15 protein-coding genes are annotated in these 19,688 nt (G+C 74.1%); 8 read left to right on the top strand and 7 right to left on the bottom strand.

Features of this window, described 5'->3' with window-relative positions; genetic code table 11:
- Positions 1 to 158 precede the first annotated feature (158 nt).
- The gene (locus BLR33_RS32975) at positions 159 to 1,136 is read right to left on the bottom strand and encodes an HhH-GPD family protein (RefSeq protein ID WP_093788488.1); all 978 of its coding nucleotides are present in this window, start codon (positions 1,134 to 1,136) and stop codon (positions 159 to 161) included.
- A 254-nt stretch (positions 1,137 to 1,390) separates the two neighbouring features.
- Between BLR33_RS32975 and BLR33_RS32970 the strand changes: the two genes are divergently transcribed.
- Positions 1,391 to 2,170: a hypothetical protein gene (locus BLR33_RS32970; protein WP_245771833.1), complete on the top strand. Its 780-nt coding sequence runs from the start codon at positions 1,391 to 1,393 to the stop codon at positions 2,168 to 2,170.
- A 234-nt stretch (positions 2,171 to 2,404) separates the two neighbouring features.
- Here BLR33_RS32970 and disA read toward each other — a convergent pair whose 3' ends face one another.
- Together disA and radA are read right to left on the bottom strand one after the other, a co-directional pair.
- Positions 2,405 to 3,541, bottom strand: a complete 1,137-nt coding sequence (disA, locus tag BLR33_RS32965; RefSeq protein WP_093788484.1) for a DNA integrity scanning diadenylate cyclase DisA — start codon at positions 3,539 to 3,541, stop codon at positions 2,405 to 2,407.
- A 492-nt stretch (positions 3,542 to 4,033) separates the two neighbouring features.
- Positions 4,034 to 5,407: a DNA repair protein RadA gene (radA, locus tag BLR33_RS32960; protein WP_093788482.1), complete on the bottom strand. Its 1,374-nt coding sequence runs from the start codon at positions 5,405 to 5,407 to the stop codon at positions 4,034 to 4,036.
- Between the two features lie 272 nt (positions 5,408 to 5,679).
- On the opposite strand from radA, the gene BLR33_RS35500 reads away from it, so the two are divergent.
- Positions 5,680 to 7,380, top strand: a complete 1,701-nt coding sequence (locus BLR33_RS35500; RefSeq protein ID WP_176930735.1) for a BACON domain-containing protein — start codon at positions 5,680 to 5,682, stop codon at positions 7,378 to 7,380.
- 593 nt (positions 7,381 to 7,973) lie between these two features.
- On the opposite strand, the gene BLR33_RS32955 is transcribed toward BLR33_RS35500, so the two are convergent.
- A complete protein-coding gene (locus BLR33_RS32955; protein WP_093788561.1) occupies positions 7,974 to 8,771 on the bottom strand; it encodes a hypothetical protein in 798 nt (265 codons plus the stop codon).
- A gap of 201 nt (positions 8,772 to 8,972) precedes the next feature.
- Here BLR33_RS32955 and BLR33_RS32950 point away from each other — a divergent pair, with 201 nt between their 5' ends.
- The 3 genes from BLR33_RS32950 (at position 8,973) to ilvD (ending at position 13,070) form a co-directional block, all read left to right on the top strand.
- On the top strand, positions 8,973 to 9,905 hold the full coding sequence (locus BLR33_RS32950) for a Ppx/GppA phosphatase family protein (protein ID WP_093788480.1): 933 nt from the start codon (positions 8,973 to 8,975) through the stop codon (positions 9,903 to 9,905).
- Between the two features lie 315 nt (positions 9,906 to 10,220).
- On the top strand, positions 10,221 to 11,042 hold the full coding sequence (locus BLR33_RS32945) for a sugar phosphate isomerase/epimerase family protein (RefSeq protein ID WP_093788478.1): 822 nt from the start codon (positions 10,221 to 10,223) through the stop codon (positions 11,040 to 11,042).
- 174 nt (positions 11,043 to 11,216) lie between these two features.
- Positions 11,217 to 13,070 carry a dihydroxy-acid dehydratase gene (gene ilvD, locus BLR33_RS32940; protein ID WP_093788559.1) on the top strand — a complete coding sequence of 618 codons (1,854 nt, stop codon included), beginning with the start codon at positions 11,217 to 11,219 and terminating at the stop codon, positions 13,068 to 13,070.
- A gap of 398 nt (positions 13,071 to 13,468) precedes the next feature.
- Here the strand turns inward: ilvD and BLR33_RS32935 are convergent, their stop codons facing one another.
- Positions 13,469 to 14,347, bottom strand: a complete 879-nt coding sequence (locus BLR33_RS32935) for a glycosyltransferase family 2 protein (RefSeq protein WP_093788476.1) — start codon at positions 14,345 to 14,347, stop codon at positions 13,469 to 13,471.
- A gap of 421 nt (positions 14,348 to 14,768) precedes the next feature.
- On the opposite strand from BLR33_RS32935, the gene BLR33_RS32930 reads away from it, so the two are divergent.
- The gene (locus BLR33_RS32930) at positions 14,769 to 15,416 is read left to right on the top strand and encodes a hypothetical protein (RefSeq protein WP_093788474.1); all 648 of its coding nucleotides are present in this window, start codon (positions 14,769 to 14,771) and stop codon (positions 15,414 to 15,416) included.
- Positions 15,404 to 16,441 carry a hypothetical protein gene (locus BLR33_RS32925; protein WP_093788472.1) on the top strand — a complete coding sequence of 346 codons (1,038 nt, stop codon included), beginning with the start codon at positions 15,404 to 15,406 and terminating at the stop codon, positions 16,439 to 16,441. Before BLR33_RS32930 ends, BLR33_RS32925 begins: the two co-directional genes overlap by 13 nt.
- Positions 16,442 to 16,500: 59 nt before the next feature.
- On the opposite strand, the gene BLR33_RS32920 is transcribed toward BLR33_RS32925, so the two are convergent.
- A complete protein-coding gene (locus tag BLR33_RS32920) occupies positions 16,501 to 16,968 on the bottom strand; it encodes a hypothetical protein (protein ID WP_093788470.1) in 468 nt (155 codons plus the stop codon).
- A 274-nt stretch (positions 16,969 to 17,242) separates the two neighbouring features.
- Here BLR33_RS32920 and proC point away from each other — a divergent pair, with 274 nt between their 5' ends.
- Positions 17,243 to 18,091, top strand: a complete 849-nt coding sequence (proC, locus tag BLR33_RS32915; RefSeq protein WP_093788468.1) for a pyrroline-5-carboxylate reductase — start codon at positions 17,243 to 17,245, stop codon at positions 18,089 to 18,091.
- A gap of 31 nt (positions 18,092 to 18,122) precedes the next feature.
- On the opposite strand, the gene trpS is transcribed toward proC, so the two are convergent.
- Entirely contained in the window at positions 18,123 to 19,130 is a 1,008-nt protein-coding gene (gene trpS / locus BLR33_RS32910) for a tryptophan--tRNA ligase (protein WP_093788466.1), read from the bottom strand.
- Positions 19,131 to 19,688 lie beyond the last annotated feature (558 nt).

The following is a 19,688-nucleotide window of genomic DNA, read 5'->3' as shown; positions in this document are numbered from 1 at the left end:
CGGACCGGTGCCGCCGGCCGGCCGGCGGGACGCGCGTAAGGCCGCCGGGCGGGCCGGATAGGCGGTCGGATAGCCGGGCAGCCGGGGTCGGCCGGGTCAACCGGATAGCCGGGTCGGCGGGTTCGGCAGGTTCGAGTGGATCGGCCGGGTCGGCCGGGTCAGCGGGAGGGGAGCTGGAAGCGCTCGCCGGGCAGCGGCTCGACCAGGCCGTCCTGCACGAGGCCGAACAGCGCCCGTGAGCGCTGGGCCGCGTCGGACCAGACGGCGTCCAGGGCCGAGCGCGGTACGGGGCCCGGGGCCGCCCGCAGCACGGCGAGCAGCCGGCCGCGGACCTGCCGGTCGGTGCCCGCGTACGTCTGGCCGCGCCGCGGCGGGCCGTCGTGCGCGGGGGAGCCGGACAGCCGCCAGGTGCAGTGCGCGGCCACCGGGCAGACCCCGCACTCGGGCGAGCGGGCCCCGCACACCAGGGCGCCCAGCTCCATCGTGGCCGCGGCCCAGCGCGCGGCCCGCGCCTCCTCGGTGGGCAGCAGGGCGGCGGCGATCCGGCGCTCGGCGGCCGTGGTGGCGTTCGGCGGGTACTGCACACCGGAGACGACCCGCGCGAAGACCCGCCGGACATTGGTGTCCAGGACGATGTGCCGCTGCCCGTACGCGAAGGAGGCGACGGCCGCCGCGGTGTACTCGCCGATGCCCGGCAGGGCGAGCAACTCGGCGTGGTCGCGCGGCACTTCGCCGTCGTGCCGGTGCGCTATGGCGGTGGCCGCCGCGTGCAGCCGCAGGGCCCGGCGCGGATAGCCGAGCCGGCCCCAGGCGCGCACCGCCTCGCCGGGTGGCTCCGCGGCGAGGTCGGCGGGCCGGGGCCAGCGCTCCAGCCACTCCTTGTGCACCGGCAGCACCCGGCTGACCGGTGTCTGCTGGAGCATGAACTCGCTCACCATCACCGACCAGGCGCCCGCGTCCGGGCGCCGCCAGGGCAGGTCCCGGGCGTGCTCGTCGAACCAGTCGATCACCAGGTCGTGCAGGTCGGCGGCGGCGGGGGAACCGGCGGCAGAGCCGGTCGCCGCGGCCGGAGCGGGACGTGCGGCGGCGGGGCCCGAAGGGGCGGCCGGGACAGGAGGCAGGGGGTGGCTCGTCATGGCCGTCCGATCCTCGCACATGCCAGCGACATTGGTCGCGGACAGCGACGGTGCGTGTACGGATGCGAGGTCGCACGCCGGGTAGTGCGGGGTTGTGCGGTGCGGAAAAGGTGATGATCGGCAAAGAGGCCGCAGCGTCCGGGCGGGTGATGCGACGCCCGCAGGTCGATCTCCCCTAGAGTGCGTCTGTGGGCTCTGTGCGCAATCCCGTGGGACCTCTTCCGTCTTCTATTTACTGGCGGCGGCGGGTCGTTGTGGCCTGTCTGCTGGCGCTGGTGGTCGCGCTCGTGGTGTGGGCGCTCACCTCCGGCGGGGGCGGCAGCGGTGGCCACGGAGCCAGTGCGCCCACCGGCTCGCACACCCCGGCGGCGACCATCACTGCGGGGCCCGCGCCCACCGGCACCCACATCAGCGGCCGCCCCGGCGGCCGCGACACCGCGCCGAGCGACACCTCCGGCGGGGGCGGCGGCTCGGACCAGGGGGGCCAGGGAGGTTCGGGCGGCGGCACGGCGGGTGGCAGTTCGTCGGGCGGCGGCTCCACCGCGGGCTCGGCCGGCTCCGGCGGTTCGTCCACCGGCGGTTCGGCCGGCGGCGCCGTGGTCCCGGGGCAGGAGGTGCCCGTGGGCTCCACCCTGCCGGACTGCTCGCCCGGCCCGGTCGCGCTCTCCCTCGCCAGCGTCCGCAACTCCTACGCGCCCGGCCAGGACCCGGAGTTCAGGCTGCAGGCCACCAACTCCGGTGACGTGTCCTGCAAGGTGGACTTCGGTCCGAAGAGCGCGGTGCTCACCGTCTCCGAGGCGCCCGGCTCCAGCCACGTGTGGGCCTCCGACGACTGCCCGACCACCGGCGCGCACCTGCTCCAGGTCCCCGCGCACAGCACGATCTCCTTCACTGTGCGCTGGAACGGCACGACCAGCTCCCCGAACTGCGCGAAGCCGAAGGGAGCGCACGCGCAGCCGGGCACCTATCTGGTGCAGCTGCAGATGGCGGGATACGGGACGAAGCAGACGTCGTTCCAGCTCAGCCAGGACTGACGTGGTGCGGGGGCGGCTCCTCGCCGTTGGGGTTCGCCGCCGTTGCCGACTGCCGCACCGTCGTGAGCTGGGCGCGCAGTTCCCCGCGCCCCTATTGAGCTTGCCCTTCGCGCGCAAAGCGAGCCCCGTACCTCCTGGGCGAAGCTCCGGGAGGAACTGCGCGACCTGCCACGAGCCGGCGTGCGGCCGGGAAGATCGAGGTGCGGGCAGACGGGGCGGGGGCCGTAGAAGTCCTCAGACGTAGCGTTCGAGGATGGAGGATTCGGCGAGGCGGGAGAGGCCCTCGCGGACGGAACGGGCGCGGGCCTCGCCGACGCCCTCGACGGCCTGGAGGTCGTCCACGCTCGCGGCGAGCAGCTTCTGGAGGCCGCCGAAGTGCTCGACCAGCCGCTCGATCACGGTGTTCGGCAGCCGCGGCACCTTGGCGAGCAGCCGGTAACCGCGCGGTGAGACCGCGGAGTCCAGCGATTCGGGCGACCCGGTGTAGCCCAGCGCCCGTGCCACGGTGGTGAGTTCGATCAGCTCGCTCTGCGGCAGCGCGTCCAGCTCGGCGAGCGCCTCCGGCACGGTGCGGCCGCGCTTGGCGGTCGGCTCGGGCACGTAGTCCTGCGCGACGAGTTCGCGCTCGGGCTCCACCCCGGCGATCAGCTCGTCCAATTGCAGGGCCAGCAGTCGCCCGTCGGTGCCCAACTCCACGACATACTCGGCGATCTCGGTGGCGATCCGGCGGACCATCTCCAACCGCTGGGCGACCGCGGTGACATCGCGCACGGTCACCAGGTCCTCGATCTCCAGCGCGGACAGGGTGCCCGCCACCTCGTCCAGCCGCAGCTTGTAGCGCTCCAGCGTGGCCAATGCCTGGTTGGCGCGGGACAGGATCGCCGCGGAGTCCTCCAGCACCCGGCGCTGGCCGTCCACGTACAGCGCGATCAGCCGCATCGACTGGCTCACCGAGACCACCGGGAAGCCGACCTGCTTGCTGACGCGGTCCGCCGTACGGTGCCGGGTGCCGGTCTCCTCGGTGGGGATCGTCGGGTCCGGCACGAGCTGCACACCGGCCCGCAGGATCTTGGTGATGTCGCGGTCGAGGATCAGCGCGCCGTCCAGCTTGCACAGCTCGCGCAGCCGGGTGGCGGTGAACTCCACGTCCAGCACGAAGCCGCCGGTGCACATCGCCTCGACGGTCTTGTCCATGCCGAGCACGATCAGGCCGCCGGTGTTGCCGCGGACGATGCGCTCCAGGCCGTCGCGCAGCGCGGTACCGGGCGCCACCGCGCTCAGCGAGGCGCGCATGTCGCCCGCGGCGGCGCGCCCGGCGGAGTCCGCCCCCGCCCTGCGGGCCGGGGCGCCGGCCCGGTCGTTGCCTGCCACGCTGCTCCTCACGGTTGGTGTCTGCTGGCAGTTTACGCGGGTGCGGCTTCTCGCCGTCCGGGTTCCCGCCGCGTCGCCGACACCCGCGGCGTTCTCCGCGCCGAGAACGGCACCCCGCCGCAGGGGCTTCTGCACGTTCCCGGCCGCAGGCCGGTGGGTGGTTTCTCGCGCAGTTCCCCGCACCCCTGGGTTGTACGGGGCTCCCCCTTTGCGCGCGAAGGGCAAGGCGTTGAGGGGCGCGGGGAACGGCGCGGGCAGAGGCCACCGGCCTTTGGACGGCAGACAACCCCGTGGGGCAGACGGGAACCCGAATGGGGCGCTGGGGGTACCTCCCAGGCGAAGCTCTGGGGGAGGAACTGCGCGCGCAACCGGTCACCGGGCGGCACCCGGCGGCGTAGAGGAACCCCCGCGGCGGGTAGCCGCACCGTGGTAGCAATGCCGCGGCTGTCGGCGACGAGACAGGAACCCTCGCGGCGGGTAGCCCCCGTGAAGCTAGCGCCGCGGCAGCGCTCGCAAGGCGTCGGAGATGTCGGTGACTTCGGTGACGCGCATGCCGGAAGGGACGCGGCCCGGGTCCGGGGGGACCAGCGCGTGGGTGAAGCCGAGGCGGTGCGCCTCCGAGAGGCGGCGCTGCACCCCGGTGACGCGCCGCACCTCCCCGGCCAGCCCCACCTCCCCGATCGCCACGAGGTTCTTCGGCAGCGGCGTGTCGATCGCCGCACTGGCCAGCGCCAGCGCCACCGCCAGGTCCGCGGCCGGCTCGGTGAGCCGGACGCCGCCCACCGTCGCCGTGTAGATGTCCTGCTTGCCGATCGACTTGATCCGCCCCCGCTGCTCCAGCACCGCCAGCATCATCGACACCCGCGAGTTCTCCAGCCCGGAGGTGGTGCGCCGGGGCGAGGGGATCTGCGTGTCCACGGTGAGCGCCTGCACCTCGGCGACCAGCGGCCGCCGCCCTTCGAGCGTGACGGTCAGGCACGTGCCGGGCACCGGCTCGTCGCGCCGGGTGAGGAAGAGCCCCGAGGGGTCGGCGAGCCCGGTGATCCCCTCGTCGTGGAGCTCGAAGCAGCCGACCTCCTCGGTGGCGCCGTAGCGGTTCTTGACCCCGCGGATCAGCCGCAGCCGCGCGTGCCGGTCGCCCTCGAAGCTGAGCACCACGTCGACCAGGTGCTCCAGCAGGCGCGGCCCGGCGATGGCGCCGTCCTTGGTGACGTGGCCCACCAGCAGCGTGGACATGCCGCGTTCCTTGGACGCGCGGATGAGCGCACCCGCCACCTCGCGGACCTGCGCCATGCCGCCGGGCGCCCCGTCGATCTCGGGGGAGGCGACGGTCTGCACGGAGTCCAGCACCAGCAGGGCGGGCTTCACGTCGTCGAGGTGGCCGAGCACCGCGGACAGGTCGGTCTCGGCGGCGAGGTAGAGATGGTCGGCGAGCGCGCCGATCCGGTCGGCCCGCAGCCGCACCTGAGAGGCGGACTCCTCACCGGTGACGTAGAGCGTCGGCGTCTGCGGGCCGGACGCCTTGGCCGCCACGTCCAGCAGCAGGGTGGACTTGCCGACGCCCGGCTCGCCGGCGAGCAGCACCACCGCGCCGGGGACGAGCCCGCCGCCGAGCACCCGGTCCAGCTCGGGCACGCCGGTGGAGCGGGCGGCGGCCTGCCGTCCGTCGACCTGCGCGATGGGCTGCGCGGCGGTCGTCACCCGGCCGGGGGCGGTGGTGCGCACCGCGGGCGCGCCGCCGTACTCCTCGACGGTGCCCCACGCCTGGCACTCGCCGCAGCGGCCGAGCCACTTGACGGTGGTCCAGCCGCACTCCGTGCAGCGGTAGGAGGGGCGGTCCTTGGCGGCGGGCTTGCGGGTGGCCATGGCGTTCACGGTAGCGGCCGGGTACGACAACGCCGCCAATGCGGTCGCCACTGCCGTACGGGGGCGCACCGCAGCGCGGGCCGCCCGCCCCCGGCGAGCCGGCGCCGCCGGGGCGCGTACGGGGGCGCGTCCGCCGGACGTCGAGCCGCCCGCACGGTATTCACCCGCAGGTGTGCACGCCATGTCCCCTTTCGTGGCGCGCTGTTACCCATTTGGGTTAAAGGCGGCCCGGACTGCTGAAGTTTGCCGTTGAACCGGCCTACGTTCGCCCGGTGACGAGCAGGCAGGAAACCCCCACGCAGAGCACCGGCGCACACCGCAGGCACCGGGCGCCGGCGCAGCGCTCGCGGGCCGAGCGGGCCGAGCGGGAGTCCGAGCGGGGCCGGACGCAGGGCGGCCGCCGCGACGGGCGGGTCCGCCCGCGCGGCACGCTGCCCATGCAGCCGCCGGCGCACTACGAGCCGTATCTCGACGGCCTGTTCACCTACTGCCTGTCCATCCTGTGCGAGCACGACGCGGCCGCCGCCGCCCTCGGCGAGGTGCTCGCGCTCGCCGAGCGGCAGCGGGTGCGGCTGCGCGACCCCGCCCTGCGCCGGCCCTGGCTGTACGCGCTGGCCCGCTGGGTGTGCCTGCGCCGGCTGGCGGCCAAGCGCCGCGAACCGCCGCGCGCCTCCGCGGCCGTCGCCGAGGAGCGCCGGGCCCAACTCGCCTCGCTCGCCTGGCCCGAGGCGGCCGGCACCACCCCCGAGCAGCGCGAGGCGCTCGAACTGGCGGTGCGCCACCAGCTGTCCGCGCAGGAGGTCGCCCACGTGCTGGGCCTGGACGCCGAGGCCGCCCGGACCCGGCTGGCCCGGGCCGCCTGCGAGGTCGAGCGGACCCGTACCGCGCTCGCCGTGGTCGACACCGGCCGCTGCGCCGAGGTGGCCGAACTCGCGGGCGACACGCGGGTGCTGCTCGGCGCCACCCTGCGGGCCGAGCTGGTGCGGCACGTGGACGACTGCCCGCTGTGCCGGCGCACCGCGGAGCGCGTCGTGGCGGGCGCGCCCTGGCCCGGTGCGCCCGGACAGGGCGCGGCCACCGCCGTGCTCCCGCTGGTCGAGGCGCCCCGCTCGGCCGCCTACGCGGCCATACTGCATGCCATGGACGCCGGGTTCGGCCGGGCCAGGGAGTCCACCCCGCGCTTCGACCGCCGCGGGTTCCCCGTCGCCCTCGCCGACAGCGCGGCCCGCCGGGCCCAGGTGCGGCACCGGGCCGTCACCACCGCGGTCGTCGCCGCCGTGGTGGCCGCGCCCGTCCTCGCCGTCTGGGCGGCCTACCGGGCCACCCCGCTCGGCGAGGGCGACGGCCCGCACGCCGACGGCCGCCCCGCCTCCGCCCCCGACGGCATCGACGGCGTCCCCTACGAGAAGGCCGGCAGCTCGGGCCCGGTGACCGGCCGCCCCGGCCGCACCTCGGTACCGTCCCCGGACGCGCCCGAGGCCACCTCCGTGGTCGTCTCCGGCGGCACCCCGCCCGCGGCGTCCGTACCCCCGGGCGCCGGGTGGCTGCAGGTGACCGCGCGGCCCGGCCGCGGCCGTACGTACGTCACGCTCACCGCGTCGGGTGGCGCGCCCGTGCACTGGACGGCGAGCACGTCGGCGTACTGGCTGGAGTTCTCCAGCCGCTCGGGCACGCTCGCGCCCGGCGACACGGTCACGCTGGTGATCGGGGTGGACCGGGCGCTCGAGCCGCGCGGCTCCTGGCAGGCCGAGATCCGCTTCTCGCCCGGCGGCGCCACGGTCACGCTGCGCGGCTCCTCGCGGCGATCGGTCCCTCCGCCCGCCTCCTCCTCCCCGACCCCCACCACCACGGCGCCCACGCCCCCGCCCACCACCCCGCCCCCGACCGACACGGCGACCCCCACCGAGACCACCGACCCCCCGACCCAATCCCCCACCCCCACCGACACGGCCCCCTCACCCACGACCAGTTGACACCGTCGCCGCCCGCTCCGCGGGGCCGGCATCCCGCCGTAGGGGCTTCTGCGCGTTCCCGCCCGCCAGGGCGGTGGATGGTTTCTCGCGCAGTTCCTCCCCCAGAGCTTCGCCTGGGGGTACCCCCAGCGCCCCCAAGAACGGCATCCCGCCGTAGGGGTTTCTGCGCGTTCCCGGCCGCGGCCCGGCTTTGGGCTGGTCGCGCAGTTCCCCGCGCCCCCAAGAACGGTCCCCCGCCGTAGGGGTTCCGCGCTTTCCCGGCCGCAGGCCGGTGCCTGGCTGGTCGCGCCGTTCCTCCCCCAGAGCTTCGCCTGGGAGGTACCCCCAGCGCCCCTGGGTTGTACAGGGCTCGCTTTGCGCGCGAAGGGCAAGGTTTTTCAGGGGCGCGGGGAACTGCGCGACCAGCCACATCGGCGCGGCTGTCGGGGAGGAGACGGAACCCCCTACGGCGGGCAGCCGCACCGTAGGAGCAATGCGGCGGCTGTCGGCGACGAGACAGGAACCCAAACGGCGGGCAGCCGCACCGTAGGAGCAATGCCGCGGCAGGCGGCGGCGAGACAGGAACCGTCGCGGCGAGTAGGCAACTCGTAACGCTAGCGCAGCGGATCGGCGGGGTGGGGGGCCACCAGGGGGAGGTCCGAGGCGAGGCGGGCCTCGCACATGGCCGCCAGCTCGGCATACGCGGCCTCGCCCATCAGCTCGGTGAGCTCGGGGCGGTAGGACACGTAGACGGGATCACCCGCACCGTGCGCGGAAGGCGCGGACGTGCACCACCAGTGCAGGTCGTGACCGCCGGGGCCCCAGCCCCGCCGGTCGTACTCACCGATGGACACCACCAGCACGCGGCTGTCGTCGGCCCGGTCCACCCAGTCGAAGGTGCGGCGGATGGGCAGCTGCCAGCACACATCCGGCTTGGTCTCCAGCGGCTCGCGCCCCTCGCGCAGCGCCAGCGCGTGCAGCGCGCACCCCTGCCCGCCGGGGAAACCGCGCCGGTTGGAGAAGATGCAGGCGCCGTCCACGACCCGGGTCTGCCGCTCGCCGTCCTCGTTCTCCTCGGCCCAGAAGCCGTCGGCGCCGGTGCCCAGGTCGTGGAACTGCCAGTCCTCCGCGGTGAGCCGCACCACATGCCCGGCCACCCGCTTCTCGTCGTCGTCGTCCGAGAAGTGCGCGCCCAGCGAGCAGCAGCCGTCGTCCGCCCGGCCCGCCACGATGCCGTGGCAGCCGGCCCCGAACACGCAGCCCCAGCGCGAGGTGAGCCAGGTCAGGTCGCACCGGAAGACCTGCTCCTCGTCGGCCGGGTCCACGAACTCCACCCACGTCCGCGGGAAGTCGAGCCCGGTCTCCTCCTCGCGTGCGTCCTCGCGCACCTCCGCCACGGGCTGCGCGGGCAGGCTGCCGTGCGCCCGGTCCTTCTTCTTGCTCTTGTCGCCCTTGCTCTTGCGGGCAGTCACCTTCGCCACAGGGCCCAGCGTAAGACCGGAATGCACGGAATGCCGCGCCCACTCTCCGTGCGGCGGCGTGCGCCGCCGTGCCCCCCGCCCTTCGTACGTCCGCCGTCCACGCCCCGCCCGGCCTGCCCTAATGTCGTGCCTATGCGACTCGGAGTGCTCGACGTGGGTTCCAACACCGTCCACCTGCTGGTGGTGGACGCACACCCGGGCGCCCGCCCGCTGCCGGCGTACTCGCACAAGGCCGAGCTGCGGCTGGCCGAACTCCTCGACGCGAGCGGCGCCATCAGCGCCTCCGGTGTGGACCTGCTGGTGCGCACCGTCGCCGAGGCGATGCGGGTGGCCGAGGACAAGGGCGTGGAGGACGTGCTGCCCTTCGCCACCTCCGCGGTGCGCGAGGCGGCCAACGGCGAGGAGGTGCTCGCCCGGGTCGAGCGCGAGACGGGGGTGCGGCTGACCGTCCTCGCCGGCGCCGACGAGGCGCGGCTGACCTTCCTCGCGGTACGCCGCTGGTTCGGCTGGTCGGCCGGCCGGCTGCTGGTGCTCGACATCGGCGGCGGCTCGCTGGAGATCGGCTACGGCATGGACGAGTACCCCGCCGCTGCCGTGTCGCTGCCGCTGGGCGCCGGGCGGCTCACGGCGGGCCGGCTGCCGGGCGACCCGCCCGCGGCCGAGGACGTACGTGCCCTGCGCAAGCACGTGCGGGCCGAAATAGGCCGCTGCGTCGCCGAGTTCACCCGGCTGGGACGGCCCGACCACGCGGTCGGCACGTCCAAGACGTTCCGCCAGCTCGCGCGGATCGCCGGTGCGGCCCGCAGCGCCGACGGGCTCTACGTCCAGCGCACGCTGCGGCGCGGGGCCCTGGAGGAGTGGGTGCCCCGTCTCGCCACGATGACGGCCGCCCGCCGCGCGACCCTCCCCGGCGTCTCCGAGGGCCGGGCCCGCCAGCTCCTCGCGGGAGCGCTCGTGGCCGAGGCCGCGATGGACCTCTTCGAGGTCCCCGTCCTGGAGATCTGCCCGTGGGCCCTGCGCGAGGGGGTCATCCTCCGCAAGCTCGACGTGATGTCGTCGTCCTGAGGGTTCCCTCCGGGGGAGGCCGGGTTCCGCCGGTGCGGTGCGGGTGCGGCTGCCCGCCGCGGGGGTTCCCGTCTCGTCGCCGCCTGCAACCCGGCGGATGGCTGGTCGCGCCGTTCCCCGCGCCCCTGAAAAACCTTGCCGTTCGCGCGCAGGCCGAGCCCCGTACCACCGCCCAGGGGGTGCTGGAGGCGCCCCAGGCGAAGCTCCGGGGGAGGAACTGCGCGACCAGCTATCGGCAGGCCGTTGGTGCGGGTATGGGATTGATTACCCCTTTGGTGCGGTGGCCCTGCAAGAAAAGCCCCGTACCCTGGCGACGTGGTCGAGGTTCCCGTGAAGACGAAGGTCGCGCTGTCGACCGCTTCCGTGTACCCGGAATCCACGGCCACGGCCTTCGAGATCGCCTCGCGGCTGGGGTACGACGGGGTCGAGGTGATGGTGTGGACCGATCCGGTCAGCCAGGACGTCGAGGCCCTGCGCCGCCTCTCGGACTACCACCGCGTCCCCATCCTCGCCGTACACGCCCCCTGTCTGCTGATCACGCAGCGCGTCTGGTCCACCGACCCCTGGACGAAGCTGCAGCGGGCCCGCGCCGCCGCCGAGCGGCTCGGCGCGGACACGGTCGTCGTCCACCCCCCGTTCCGCTGGCAGCGCGGCTACGCGCGCGACTTCGTGCGCGGCATCTGGCGGATGGCCGACGAGACCGACGTCCGCTTCGCCGTGGAGAACATGTACCCCTGGCGCTACCGCGACCGCGAGATGCTCGCCTACGCCCCCGACTGGGACGTCACCCGCGACGACTACCGCCACTTCACCGTGGACCTCTCGCACACCGCCACCTCCCGCTCGGCCGCGCTGGACATGGTCGCGCGGATGGGCGACCGGCTGGCGCACGTGCACATGGGCGACGGCAACGGCTCGGCGAAGGACGAGCACCTGGTCCCCGGCCGCGGCACCCAGCCCTGCGGCCCCGTGCTGCGGGCCCTGGCCGCACGCGGCTTCGGCGGCCACGTCGTGATCGAGGTCAACACCCGGCGCGCGATGTCCTCCGCCGAGCGCGAGGAGGATCTCGCCGAGGCGCTGGCCTTCACCCGGCTGCACCTGGCCGCCCCCGAGCAGCCCGTTCCCGCCCGCCGCTGAGCCGGCGAGCCCCGCACGGCGGCGCTCGGCACCGCCCGCGCGGCGGACACCCGGTCCCGCGATGCGGACCACCCGTCCGAATCCTGGGCCGCGGGCGTACCCTCGACCCCCAGGGCACTCCCGTGCGGGGCACGGGGGTCGTACGAGCGAAGTGAACCCAAGGGAGTGGACACCGTGCCCGAGCTGAGGTCACGTACGGTCACCCACGGCCGCAACATGGCGGGCGCCCGCGCGCTCATGCGCGCCTCCGGCGTCGCCGACTCCGACATTGGCAAGCCGATCGTCGCGGTCGCCAACAGCTTCACCGAGTTCGTACCCGGCCACACCCACCTCGCCCCGGTGGGCCGCATCGTCTCCGAGGCGGTCCGGGCGGCCGGCGCGGTGCCCCGCGAGTTCAACACCATCGCCGTGGACGACGGCATCGCCATGGGCCACGGCGGCATGCTCTACAGCCTGCCCTCGCGCGACCTGATCGCCGATTCTGTGGAGTACATGGTCCAGGCGCACTGCGCCGACGCCCTGATCTGCATCTCCAACTGCGACAAGATCACCCCGGGCATGCTGATGGCCGCCCTGCGGCTCAACATCCCCACCGTCTTCGTCTCCGGCGGCCCCATGGAGGCCGGCCGGGCCACTCTCGTCGACGGCACCGTCCGCAAGCTCGACCTGATCAACGCGATGTCCGACGCGGTCAACGAGTCGGTCTCGGACGCCGACATGCTCCGCATCGAGCAGAACGCGTGTCCCACCTGCGGCTCCTGCTCCGGCATGTTCACCGCCAACTCGATGAACTGCCTCACCGAGGCGATCGGCCTGTCCCTGCCGGGCAACGGCTCGGTGCTGGCCACCCACACCGCCCGCCGGGGCCTGTACGAGCGGGCCGGCGCCACCGTCGTGGACCTCGCCAAGCGGTACTACGAGCAGGACGACGCCTCCGTGCTGCCGCGCGCCATCGCCACCCCGGCCGCCTTCGAGAACGCCATGGCGCTGGACATCGCGATGGGCGGCTCCACCAACACGATCCTGCACCTGCTCGCCGCCGCCCAGGAGGCCGAGCTGGACTACGGGCTCAGCGACATCGACGCCGTCTCCCGCCGGGTGCCCTGCCTGGCCAAGGTCGCGCCGAACGTGGCGCCCACCGGCACGTACTACATGGAGGACGTGCACCGGGCCGGCGGCATCCCCGCCATCCTCGGCGAGCTCTACCGGGCCGGGCTGCTCAACGAGGACGTGCACACCGTGCACTCCCCGTCGGTCAAGCAGTGGCTCGGCACCTGGGACCTGCGCGGCGGCTCGCCCTCGGAGGAGGCCGTCGAGCTGTGGCACGCGGCCCCCGGCTGCGTCCGCTCCGCCGAGGCGTTCTCCCAGTCCGAGCGCTGGGAGTCCCTGGACACCGACGCGGCGGCCGGCTGCATCCGCGACGCCGACCACGCCTACTCCAAGGACGGCGGCCTGGCGGTGCTGCGCGGCAACCTCGCCGTGGACGGCGCCGTGGTGAAGACCGCCGGCGTCGACGAGTCGATCTGGACCTTCGAGGGGCCCGCCGTGGTGTGCGAGTCCCAGGAGGAGGCGGTGGAGAAGATCCTCACCAAGCAGGTCAAGCCCGGCGACGTGGTGGTCATCCGCTACGAGGGCCCGCGCGGCGGCCCCGGTATGCAGGAGATGCTCTACCCGACCTCCTACCTCAAGGGCCGCGGCCTGGGGAAGGTGTGCGCGCTGGTCACCGACGGCCGCTTCTCGGGCGGCACCTCGGGCCTGTCCATCGGCCACGCCTCGCCCGAGGCGGCCTCCGGCGGCACCATCGCCCTGGTCGAGGACGGCGACCGGATCCGCATCGACATCCCCGGCCGCTCCATCGAGCTGCTGGTCGCCGACGACGTGCTCGCCGCCCGCCGCGAGACCCTGGGCGGGGTGTACGCGCCCCGCAACCGCGAGCGCCAGGTCTCCAAGGCGCTGCGCGCGTACGCCGCCATGGCCACCAGCGCCGACAAGGGCGCCGTGCGCGACATCTCCCTGCTGGAGCGCTGAGCCCCCGCTCACGCCCAGGCACCCCGCGGCCGCCCCCCTTCAGGAGGGCGGCCGCCGCCGTTCGCCGGGTCAGGGGACGGCAACAGGTGTCGGGACTGTGTCACGGCACCGCCCCGGCTCTGCGCCGGCCGCGCGTGAACCCTGACAGCGCGCCGGCCGGTACGGCACCGTGATCACCGGGAGCCGTACAGGGGTCGGCTCCCACCCAACGTCAAGCGCCGTGCGCGCAGGGCGGGTTCGGCGCGCGCGGACCCGCCCGTGCCCGGTTCCCCCGGCGACGGGGCCGCGATCGTCCCGGCCAATCCAGGTGGGCGCTTCAGGGCGCGGCCGCCGCGGGAGGCGCAACGCGACCCGGAACGAGGGCGCCCCCGCTGTGCCTCGTCCCCCCGGAGCCGCCGTCAGATCACCGGTGGGCGGCCCAGCCGCGTCATCAGCCACGCCGTGGACCACCGCATCGGCCGCCGTGGCGGGCACGGCGTGCGCACCCCCTCCGCGAACCCGGCGAACCACGCCTTGAGCCCGGACCCCGACCGGGTGCGGGCCAGCGTCAGCGCCGTCCACACCCCGAGGTACGCCGGCACCAGCAGCACCGGCAGGTTGCGCTTGGCCAGCCACACCCGGTTCCTGGCCAGGTTGCGGTAGTACACCGCGTGCCGGGTCGGCGACGTCCACGGGTGCCGCAGCTCCAACTCCGGCGCGTAGAGCACCTTCCAGCGCGCGTCCAGCGCCCGCCAGGCGAGGTCGGTCTCCTCGTGCGCGTAGAAGAACGGCTCCGGCCAGCCGCCGATCTCGTCCAGCATCGCCATCGACAGCGCGTGCGCGCCGCCCAGGAACGTCGTCACCGGGCCGCCGCGCATCGGGTCCGAGGCCCGCAGCCGCGGCACGTGCCGGCGGGCGGTGCGGCCGCGCTCGTCGGCGATCCGGAAACCCACCACGCCGAGCCGCTCGTCGGCCGCGTACAGCTCCACCAGCCGGGTGAAGACGTGCCGGTCCACCAGCAGCCCGTCGTCGTCGAGGTTCACCACGACGTCCACGTCGCCGAAGTCGCGCAGCGCCTCCAGCGCCACGTTCCGCCCGCCGGGGATGCCGAGGTTCTCCGCCAGCTCCACCGTCGCGACCTCCTTCGGCAGGCCGTCCGGCAGCGGGGTGCCGTTGCCGACCACCACCACGCGGGTGGCCGGCGTCTCCTGGGCGGCCACGGAATCCAGCAGGGCGGCGAGCTCCGCGGGCCGCGTCCCCATGGTCAGGACGGCGACTCCTACACGAGGGTGGCGCACGGGTGAACTCTCCGTTCCTCGGGACCGACCCGCCGATGCTAACGCCGCTGCCCGGCGAACCGGCCCGGTAAAACGCGTCCTTGGCCACCCCTTGGCACAGCCCCGCCCCGCCGTCCGCCGGACGGCCCCCGCAACCCGCGCCCGTGTGATGCTCCTGTCATGGCACCACCAACGCGATCCGGCCGGGACGCAACCGGGCCATACCCCCGCCGCGTCTTCCCCGATAGGTTGTCAAGCACGCGTTGGCGTGCGTGGACCGTGTGAGGACTTCAGGGGGGCGGAGTTGCGATTCGCTAACACAGGGTCAGGAACCGGCCGTTCCGCACCTACAGTGTGGGGTCGCACAGCACCCGAGCCCCCCGCCGAGCCGTATGCCACCGACCCGCTGCCGGCGGCGTCCACCGCACCCGGGAGCCCCCACGTGATCCGACGTACCACCTGTGCCGCCGCCCTGACCGCGGTGCTCGCCGCCGCGCTGGCCGCCTGCGGCTCGGGCTCCGACTCCGGCTCCGACAAGATCACCGACGCGCCGGCCACCACGGCCGCCACCACCACGGCCGCGCCCACCGCCTCCGCGACCCGCGCCGCCGCCCGCCCGACGGTGACCTTCCCCTCCTACGCCAAGGACGTCTTCGACGGCCCGAAGACCGGCGACCCCGTCAAGGACCAGGTCCTCGCCGACAGCGCCCAGGCGATGAGCGCGACCGACGACGCCATCTTCCACGGCTCCACCGACCGGCCGCTGCTCCACTACTACTACTCCGACCAGGCACTCATCGGCGCCGTCGACTTCGCCAAGGGCTACATCTCCAAGGGCGAGAAATGGGGCGGCGTCACCCGGTTCTTCGACCGCAAGGTCACTCTGCAGTCCGCCACGACCGCCGCCGTCGTCTTCTGCTCCGACGAGAGCAAGTCCTGGATCACGCACAACGGCAAGAAGCTGCCCGGCGGCGGCGACACCCCGCAGGCGTACGTGCTCTACAACGCACGGCTCACCAAGAACGCCCAGGGCGTGTGGCAGACGACGAACCTTCTCTCCGATCGGGGGGCGAAGCAATGCCAGCCGTGATCCGGCGGACCCGTGCCGCCGCAATTCTCGCCGCAGCCCTCGCGGGCGCGGCCCTGATGACCGCGCCTGCCCACGCCACCGAGACCGGCGGCCGCGGCGGGAACGGCACGCAGTCCACCCCGACCGGCGGCAGCGACCCGAGCAGCGGCCTGATATCCGCCTCGGTCACCTACGACACCAGCAAGAACGGCCGCGGCCCCTCGACCGGCCCGCTCACCGCCGTCGGCGGCAGTTTCACCCCGCCGCCCTGCTGGTACGCCCCCGCCTACACCCCCGAGCAGTTCAAGGCGCTCGAAGAGGGCGTCTGGGGCGAGGACTCCACCGGCTACGAGTGGGACAACACCCAGCGCGACCGGTACGTCAACGGCAAGCCGTACAAGAACTTCAACATGGACAAGGCCGGTAAGGGCTACTGGTGGACCGGCTTCCCCAACGAGGCCGACATCGCCGACCCCGCCTCCACCTCCTGCGACGCCCCCTACTTCTGGGTCGACACCGGTGACACCCCGCCGGTGCAGAACGCGATCACCCCGGAGATGCTCGCCAAGCTCGCCTACCAGGCCATCCGCATCCCCAACGAGCGGGCCGAACTCAACCCCACCGCCGTCCAGACGGTGAACCTGCCGACCTGGATCTGGATGAACCAGCGGGACATCCGCCCGGTCTCGGTGACCGCGTCCGTGCCGCTGCTCGGCATCTCGGCCACCACCACGGCCACCCCGGTGAGCATGACGATCGACCCGGGCACCAAGGACGCGCAGACCTTCCCCGCCTCCGGCACCTGCACCGCCGACGGCAACCACCACCTGGGCACCCCGTACAACGGTTCGCACGGCAACCCGCCCTGCGGCGTGACCTACCTGCGCTCCACCGACGGCACCGGCCCCTTCCGGCTGAAGGCCACCATCACCTGGGCCGTCAGCTGGGTCGGCACCGGGCACGCCGACCCGACGGCCCTGCCGTCCGGCACCTACGGCCGGGGACAGGACGTCACCGTGCAGGAGATCCAGAGCGTCAACCGCTGACCGGTCGACCACGCCGGCCGGTTCGGCAGGACCGGCCGGACGGACGGCACGGCGTCCGGTCAGCGGCGGGCGGCGCCCAGCGTGCCGGCGACGCCCACCACCGCGCCGACCACGGCCCCGTGCCACAGCCCGGTCCACACCGTGCCGAAGAAGCCCTGGCTGGTGAGGACCTGGCGCAGCACCAGGTCGGTGAGGAACATCAGCCCGGCCGGGACCGCCGCCACGTGCCACGGGTGCGACCGGGCCCAGCGGCGGATGCGGTGGTCGCGCCGGGCACCGGCACCGGAGTAGCCGAGGACGGCACCGGCACCGCCCACGCAGAAGAAGAGCAGCGCGGCCACGGACAGCGCGCCCGTCAGGATGCCCAGGCCGAAGTGGCCGTGCACCAGGTGCAGCACCAGCGACACGCCGCCGCCGAGCGCGCCCACGACGGCCGCCGGCCGCCAGGGTCCGAGGGACGCCGACGCCACGGCCAAGTGCCGCTTGTCCGCGCTGGATACCGTGATCTCCGGGGATGAACGCCTCATACCGCTACGGTCCATCGCCCGCCGCCCGCGCGCCATAGGGGATGACCCTGACCCGCCCCTCACCCCGCCCGGGGGCCCGGCCGCCGCCCGCAGGGTGGACGCACCCGCCGCGGCCGCCCGCCGCCTGCCAGGATGGGCCGCACGAGCCGTGCCCGGCAGACGGGCACGGCGGACCCGCAACGGACCCGGACCGGGCCCGCAACAGACCCGGACCGGACCCGTCCGCGACCCCGTAACCGACCCGTACCGCCAGAACCGCCCGAGGTGAGCCGCGATGACCCCCACGACCGCCCCCGCCGAGGCCCGTACCCCCGGCACCGCCCAGAAGGTCGCCGTCCTGGGCGCCGGCAAGATCGGCGAGGCGCTGCTGTCCGGGATGATCCGCGCCGGCTGGGCCCCGGCCGACCTGCTCGTCACCGCCCGCCGCCCCGAGCGCGCGGCCGAACTCCACGAGCGCCACGGCGTCGAGGCCGTGAGCAACGCGCACGCCGCCAAGGCCGCCGACACCCTCATCCTCGCCGTCAAGCCGCAGGACATGGGCGCCCTGCTCGACGAACTCGCACCCCACACCGCGGCCGACCGCCTCGTGATCAGCGCGGCCGCCGGCATCCCCACCGCCTTCTTCGAAGAACGACTGGCCGAGGGCACGGCGGTGGTCCGCGTCATGCCCAACACCCCCGTCCTGGTGGACGAGGGCATGTCCGTGATCTCCGCCGGCCGCCACGCCGACGAGTCCCACCTGGCCAGGACCGAGGCCATCTTCCAGCCCGTCGGCAAGACCCTGCGCGTCCCCGAGAAGCACCAGGATGCCGCCACCGCGCTGTCCGGCTCGGGCCCGGCGTACTTCTACTACCTGGTCGAGGCGATGACCGACGCCGGCATCCTCCTCGGCCTGCCCCGCGCCCAGGCGCACGACCTCATCGTCCAGTCCGCGATCGGCGCCGCCGTCATGCTCCGCGACAGCGGCGAGCACCCGGTACGGCTCCGCGAGGCCGTCACCTCCCCGGCCGGCACCACCATCAACGCCATCCGCGAGCTGGAGAACCACGGGGTGCGCGCCGCCCTGATCGCCGCCCTGGAAGCTGCCCGCGACCGCAGCCGCGAGCTGGCCTCCGGGGCGTAGCGGCGGCCGGCGCGCACCCCGCACCCGCCCTTCAGGCCGGCGGCAGCAGCCCGATCGCCGCGTAGGCCGCGTCCACGGTCGGGCGCGCCAGCTCCCGCGCCCGGGCCGCGCCCGCCCGCAGCACCCCGTCCACGTACGACGGGTCGGCGCTGATCTCCGCGTGCCGCTCCCGCACCGGACGCAGCAGCTCCACCACGGCCTCCGCGGTGTCCGCCTTCAAGGCCCCGATCCCCTCGTACGAGGCGGCCAGCACCTCGGGCTCCTTGCCCGTGCACGTCGCCAGGATCTCCAGCAGGTTCGCGACCCCGGGCCGCGCCTCGCGGTCGTACGAGACGCCCGGCTCGCTGTCGGTCACCGCCCGGCGGACCTTGCGCGCCACCGCCTCCGGCTCGTCCAGCAGGTAGACGATGCCGGCCGTCGCGTCATGGGACTTGCCCATCTTCGTGGCCGGGTCCTGCAGGTCCATCACCCGCGCGGCCACCGCCGGCAGCGTCGCCTTGGGCACGGCGAACACATGCCCATAGCGCTGGTTGAACCGCACCGCCAGGTCCCGGGTCAGCTCCACGTGCTGCGCCTGGTCCTCGCCGACGGGCACCTCGGTGGCCCGGTAGGCCAGGATGTCCGCCGCCATCAGCACCGGGTACGTCAGCAGCGACAGCCGTACGCCCTGCCCACCGCGCTGGGCCCGCGCGGACTTCTCCTTGTACTGGATCATCCGCCGCATCTCGCCGTCGCTCGCCACGCACTCCAGCAGGTAGGACAGCCGCGCGTGCTCGTCCACGTGGCTCTGCACGAACACCGTGCACACCTCCGGGTCGAGGCCCGCCGCCAGCAGCAGCCCGGCCGCCTGCCGGCTCAGCCGCCGCACCCGCGCGGGGTCGTGCTCCACGGTGAGCGCGTGCAGGTCCACCACGCAGAACAACGACTCGGCGGCGTACTGGTCCTCCCGCGCCCACCGGCGCAGGGCACCGAGATAGTTCCCCAGGGTGAGGTGGCCCGTGGGCTTGATCCCGCTGAAGATCCGCGAGGGGTGTGTCATCGGTGACTCTCCTGTCGTCCCGCTATGGGGACCGCCGCGCCGAGCGGCCGGTGACACCAATGAGAACGGCCGCCTGGGCGGCGGCCGGTGGATGCATACGTGACTCCTGGGCCGCCTCTAGGCGGCCCACCACTGGGAGGTGCGCGTATGCGTGCTCATGCCGAGAAGGGTAGCGGCAGGCCGGGCCGATGGGGGAGAGGGCGCGGAGGGATGGTGCAGATCAGGGAGAGGTTGACACGGTCCGGTCCGGTGCGTAAAGTTCTTCGGGTTGTCCGACGTGAGCGCCGACTCCGGTCGGTCCCCGGACAGCCATCCCGCAGGACCCACACCCGAGACGACCACGGGCTATCCGTGTCGTCTCCATGTGCACCCCGCGGAATGGGAAGCAAGATCGCTCGATTTGGATCGGGCGGTAAGGCTCCGCTAAAGTCTCACTCGTCGGAACGGCCCAACAGCCGGAAAGACAAACCCCGCTGACCGGGGATCAGGCACTGAAAAGGGTCTGATAGAGTCGGAGACACAACGAAGGGAAAGCCCGGAGGGCGCCGGTGACGGTGG

This window comes from Actinacidiphila guanduensis, assembly GCF_900103985.1.
Taxonomy (GTDB): domain Bacteria; phylum Actinomycetota; class Actinomycetes; order Streptomycetales; family Streptomycetaceae; genus Actinacidiphila; species Actinacidiphila guanduensis.
The sequence above is the reverse complement of the archived record's forward strand: the minus strand, read 5'-3'. Positions and strand labels throughout refer to the sequence as shown.

Excerpts from the sequence above, each read along its gene's own strand:
- BLR33_RS32975 (WP_093788488.1), bottom strand. The coding sequence starts at position 1,136 with ATGACGAGCCACCCCCTGCCTCCTGTCCCGGCCGCCCCTTCGGGCCCC.
- radA (WP_093788482.1), bottom strand. The coding sequence starts at position 5,407 with ATGGCCACCCGCAAGCCCGCCGCCAAGGACCGCCCCTCCTACCGCTGC.
- BLR33_RS32950 (WP_093788480.1), top strand. The coding sequence starts at position 8,973 with ATGCGACTCGGAGTGCTCGACGTGGGTTCCAACACCGTCCACCTGCTG.
- BLR33_RS32925 (WP_093788472.1), top strand. The coding sequence starts at position 15,404 with ATGCCAGCCGTGATCCGGCGGACCCGTGCCGCCGCAATTCTCGCCGCA.
- BLR33_RS32920 (WP_093788470.1), bottom strand. The coding sequence starts at position 16,968 with ATGAGGCGTTCATCCCCGGAGATCACGGTATCCAGCGCGGACAAGCGG.
- proC (WP_093788468.1), top strand. The coding sequence starts at position 17,243 with ATGACCCCCACGACCGCCCCCGCCGAGGCCCGTACCCCCGGCACCGCC.
- trpS (WP_093788466.1), bottom strand. The coding sequence starts at position 19,130 with ATGACACACCCCTCGCGGATCTTCAGCGGGATCAAGCCCACGGGCCAC.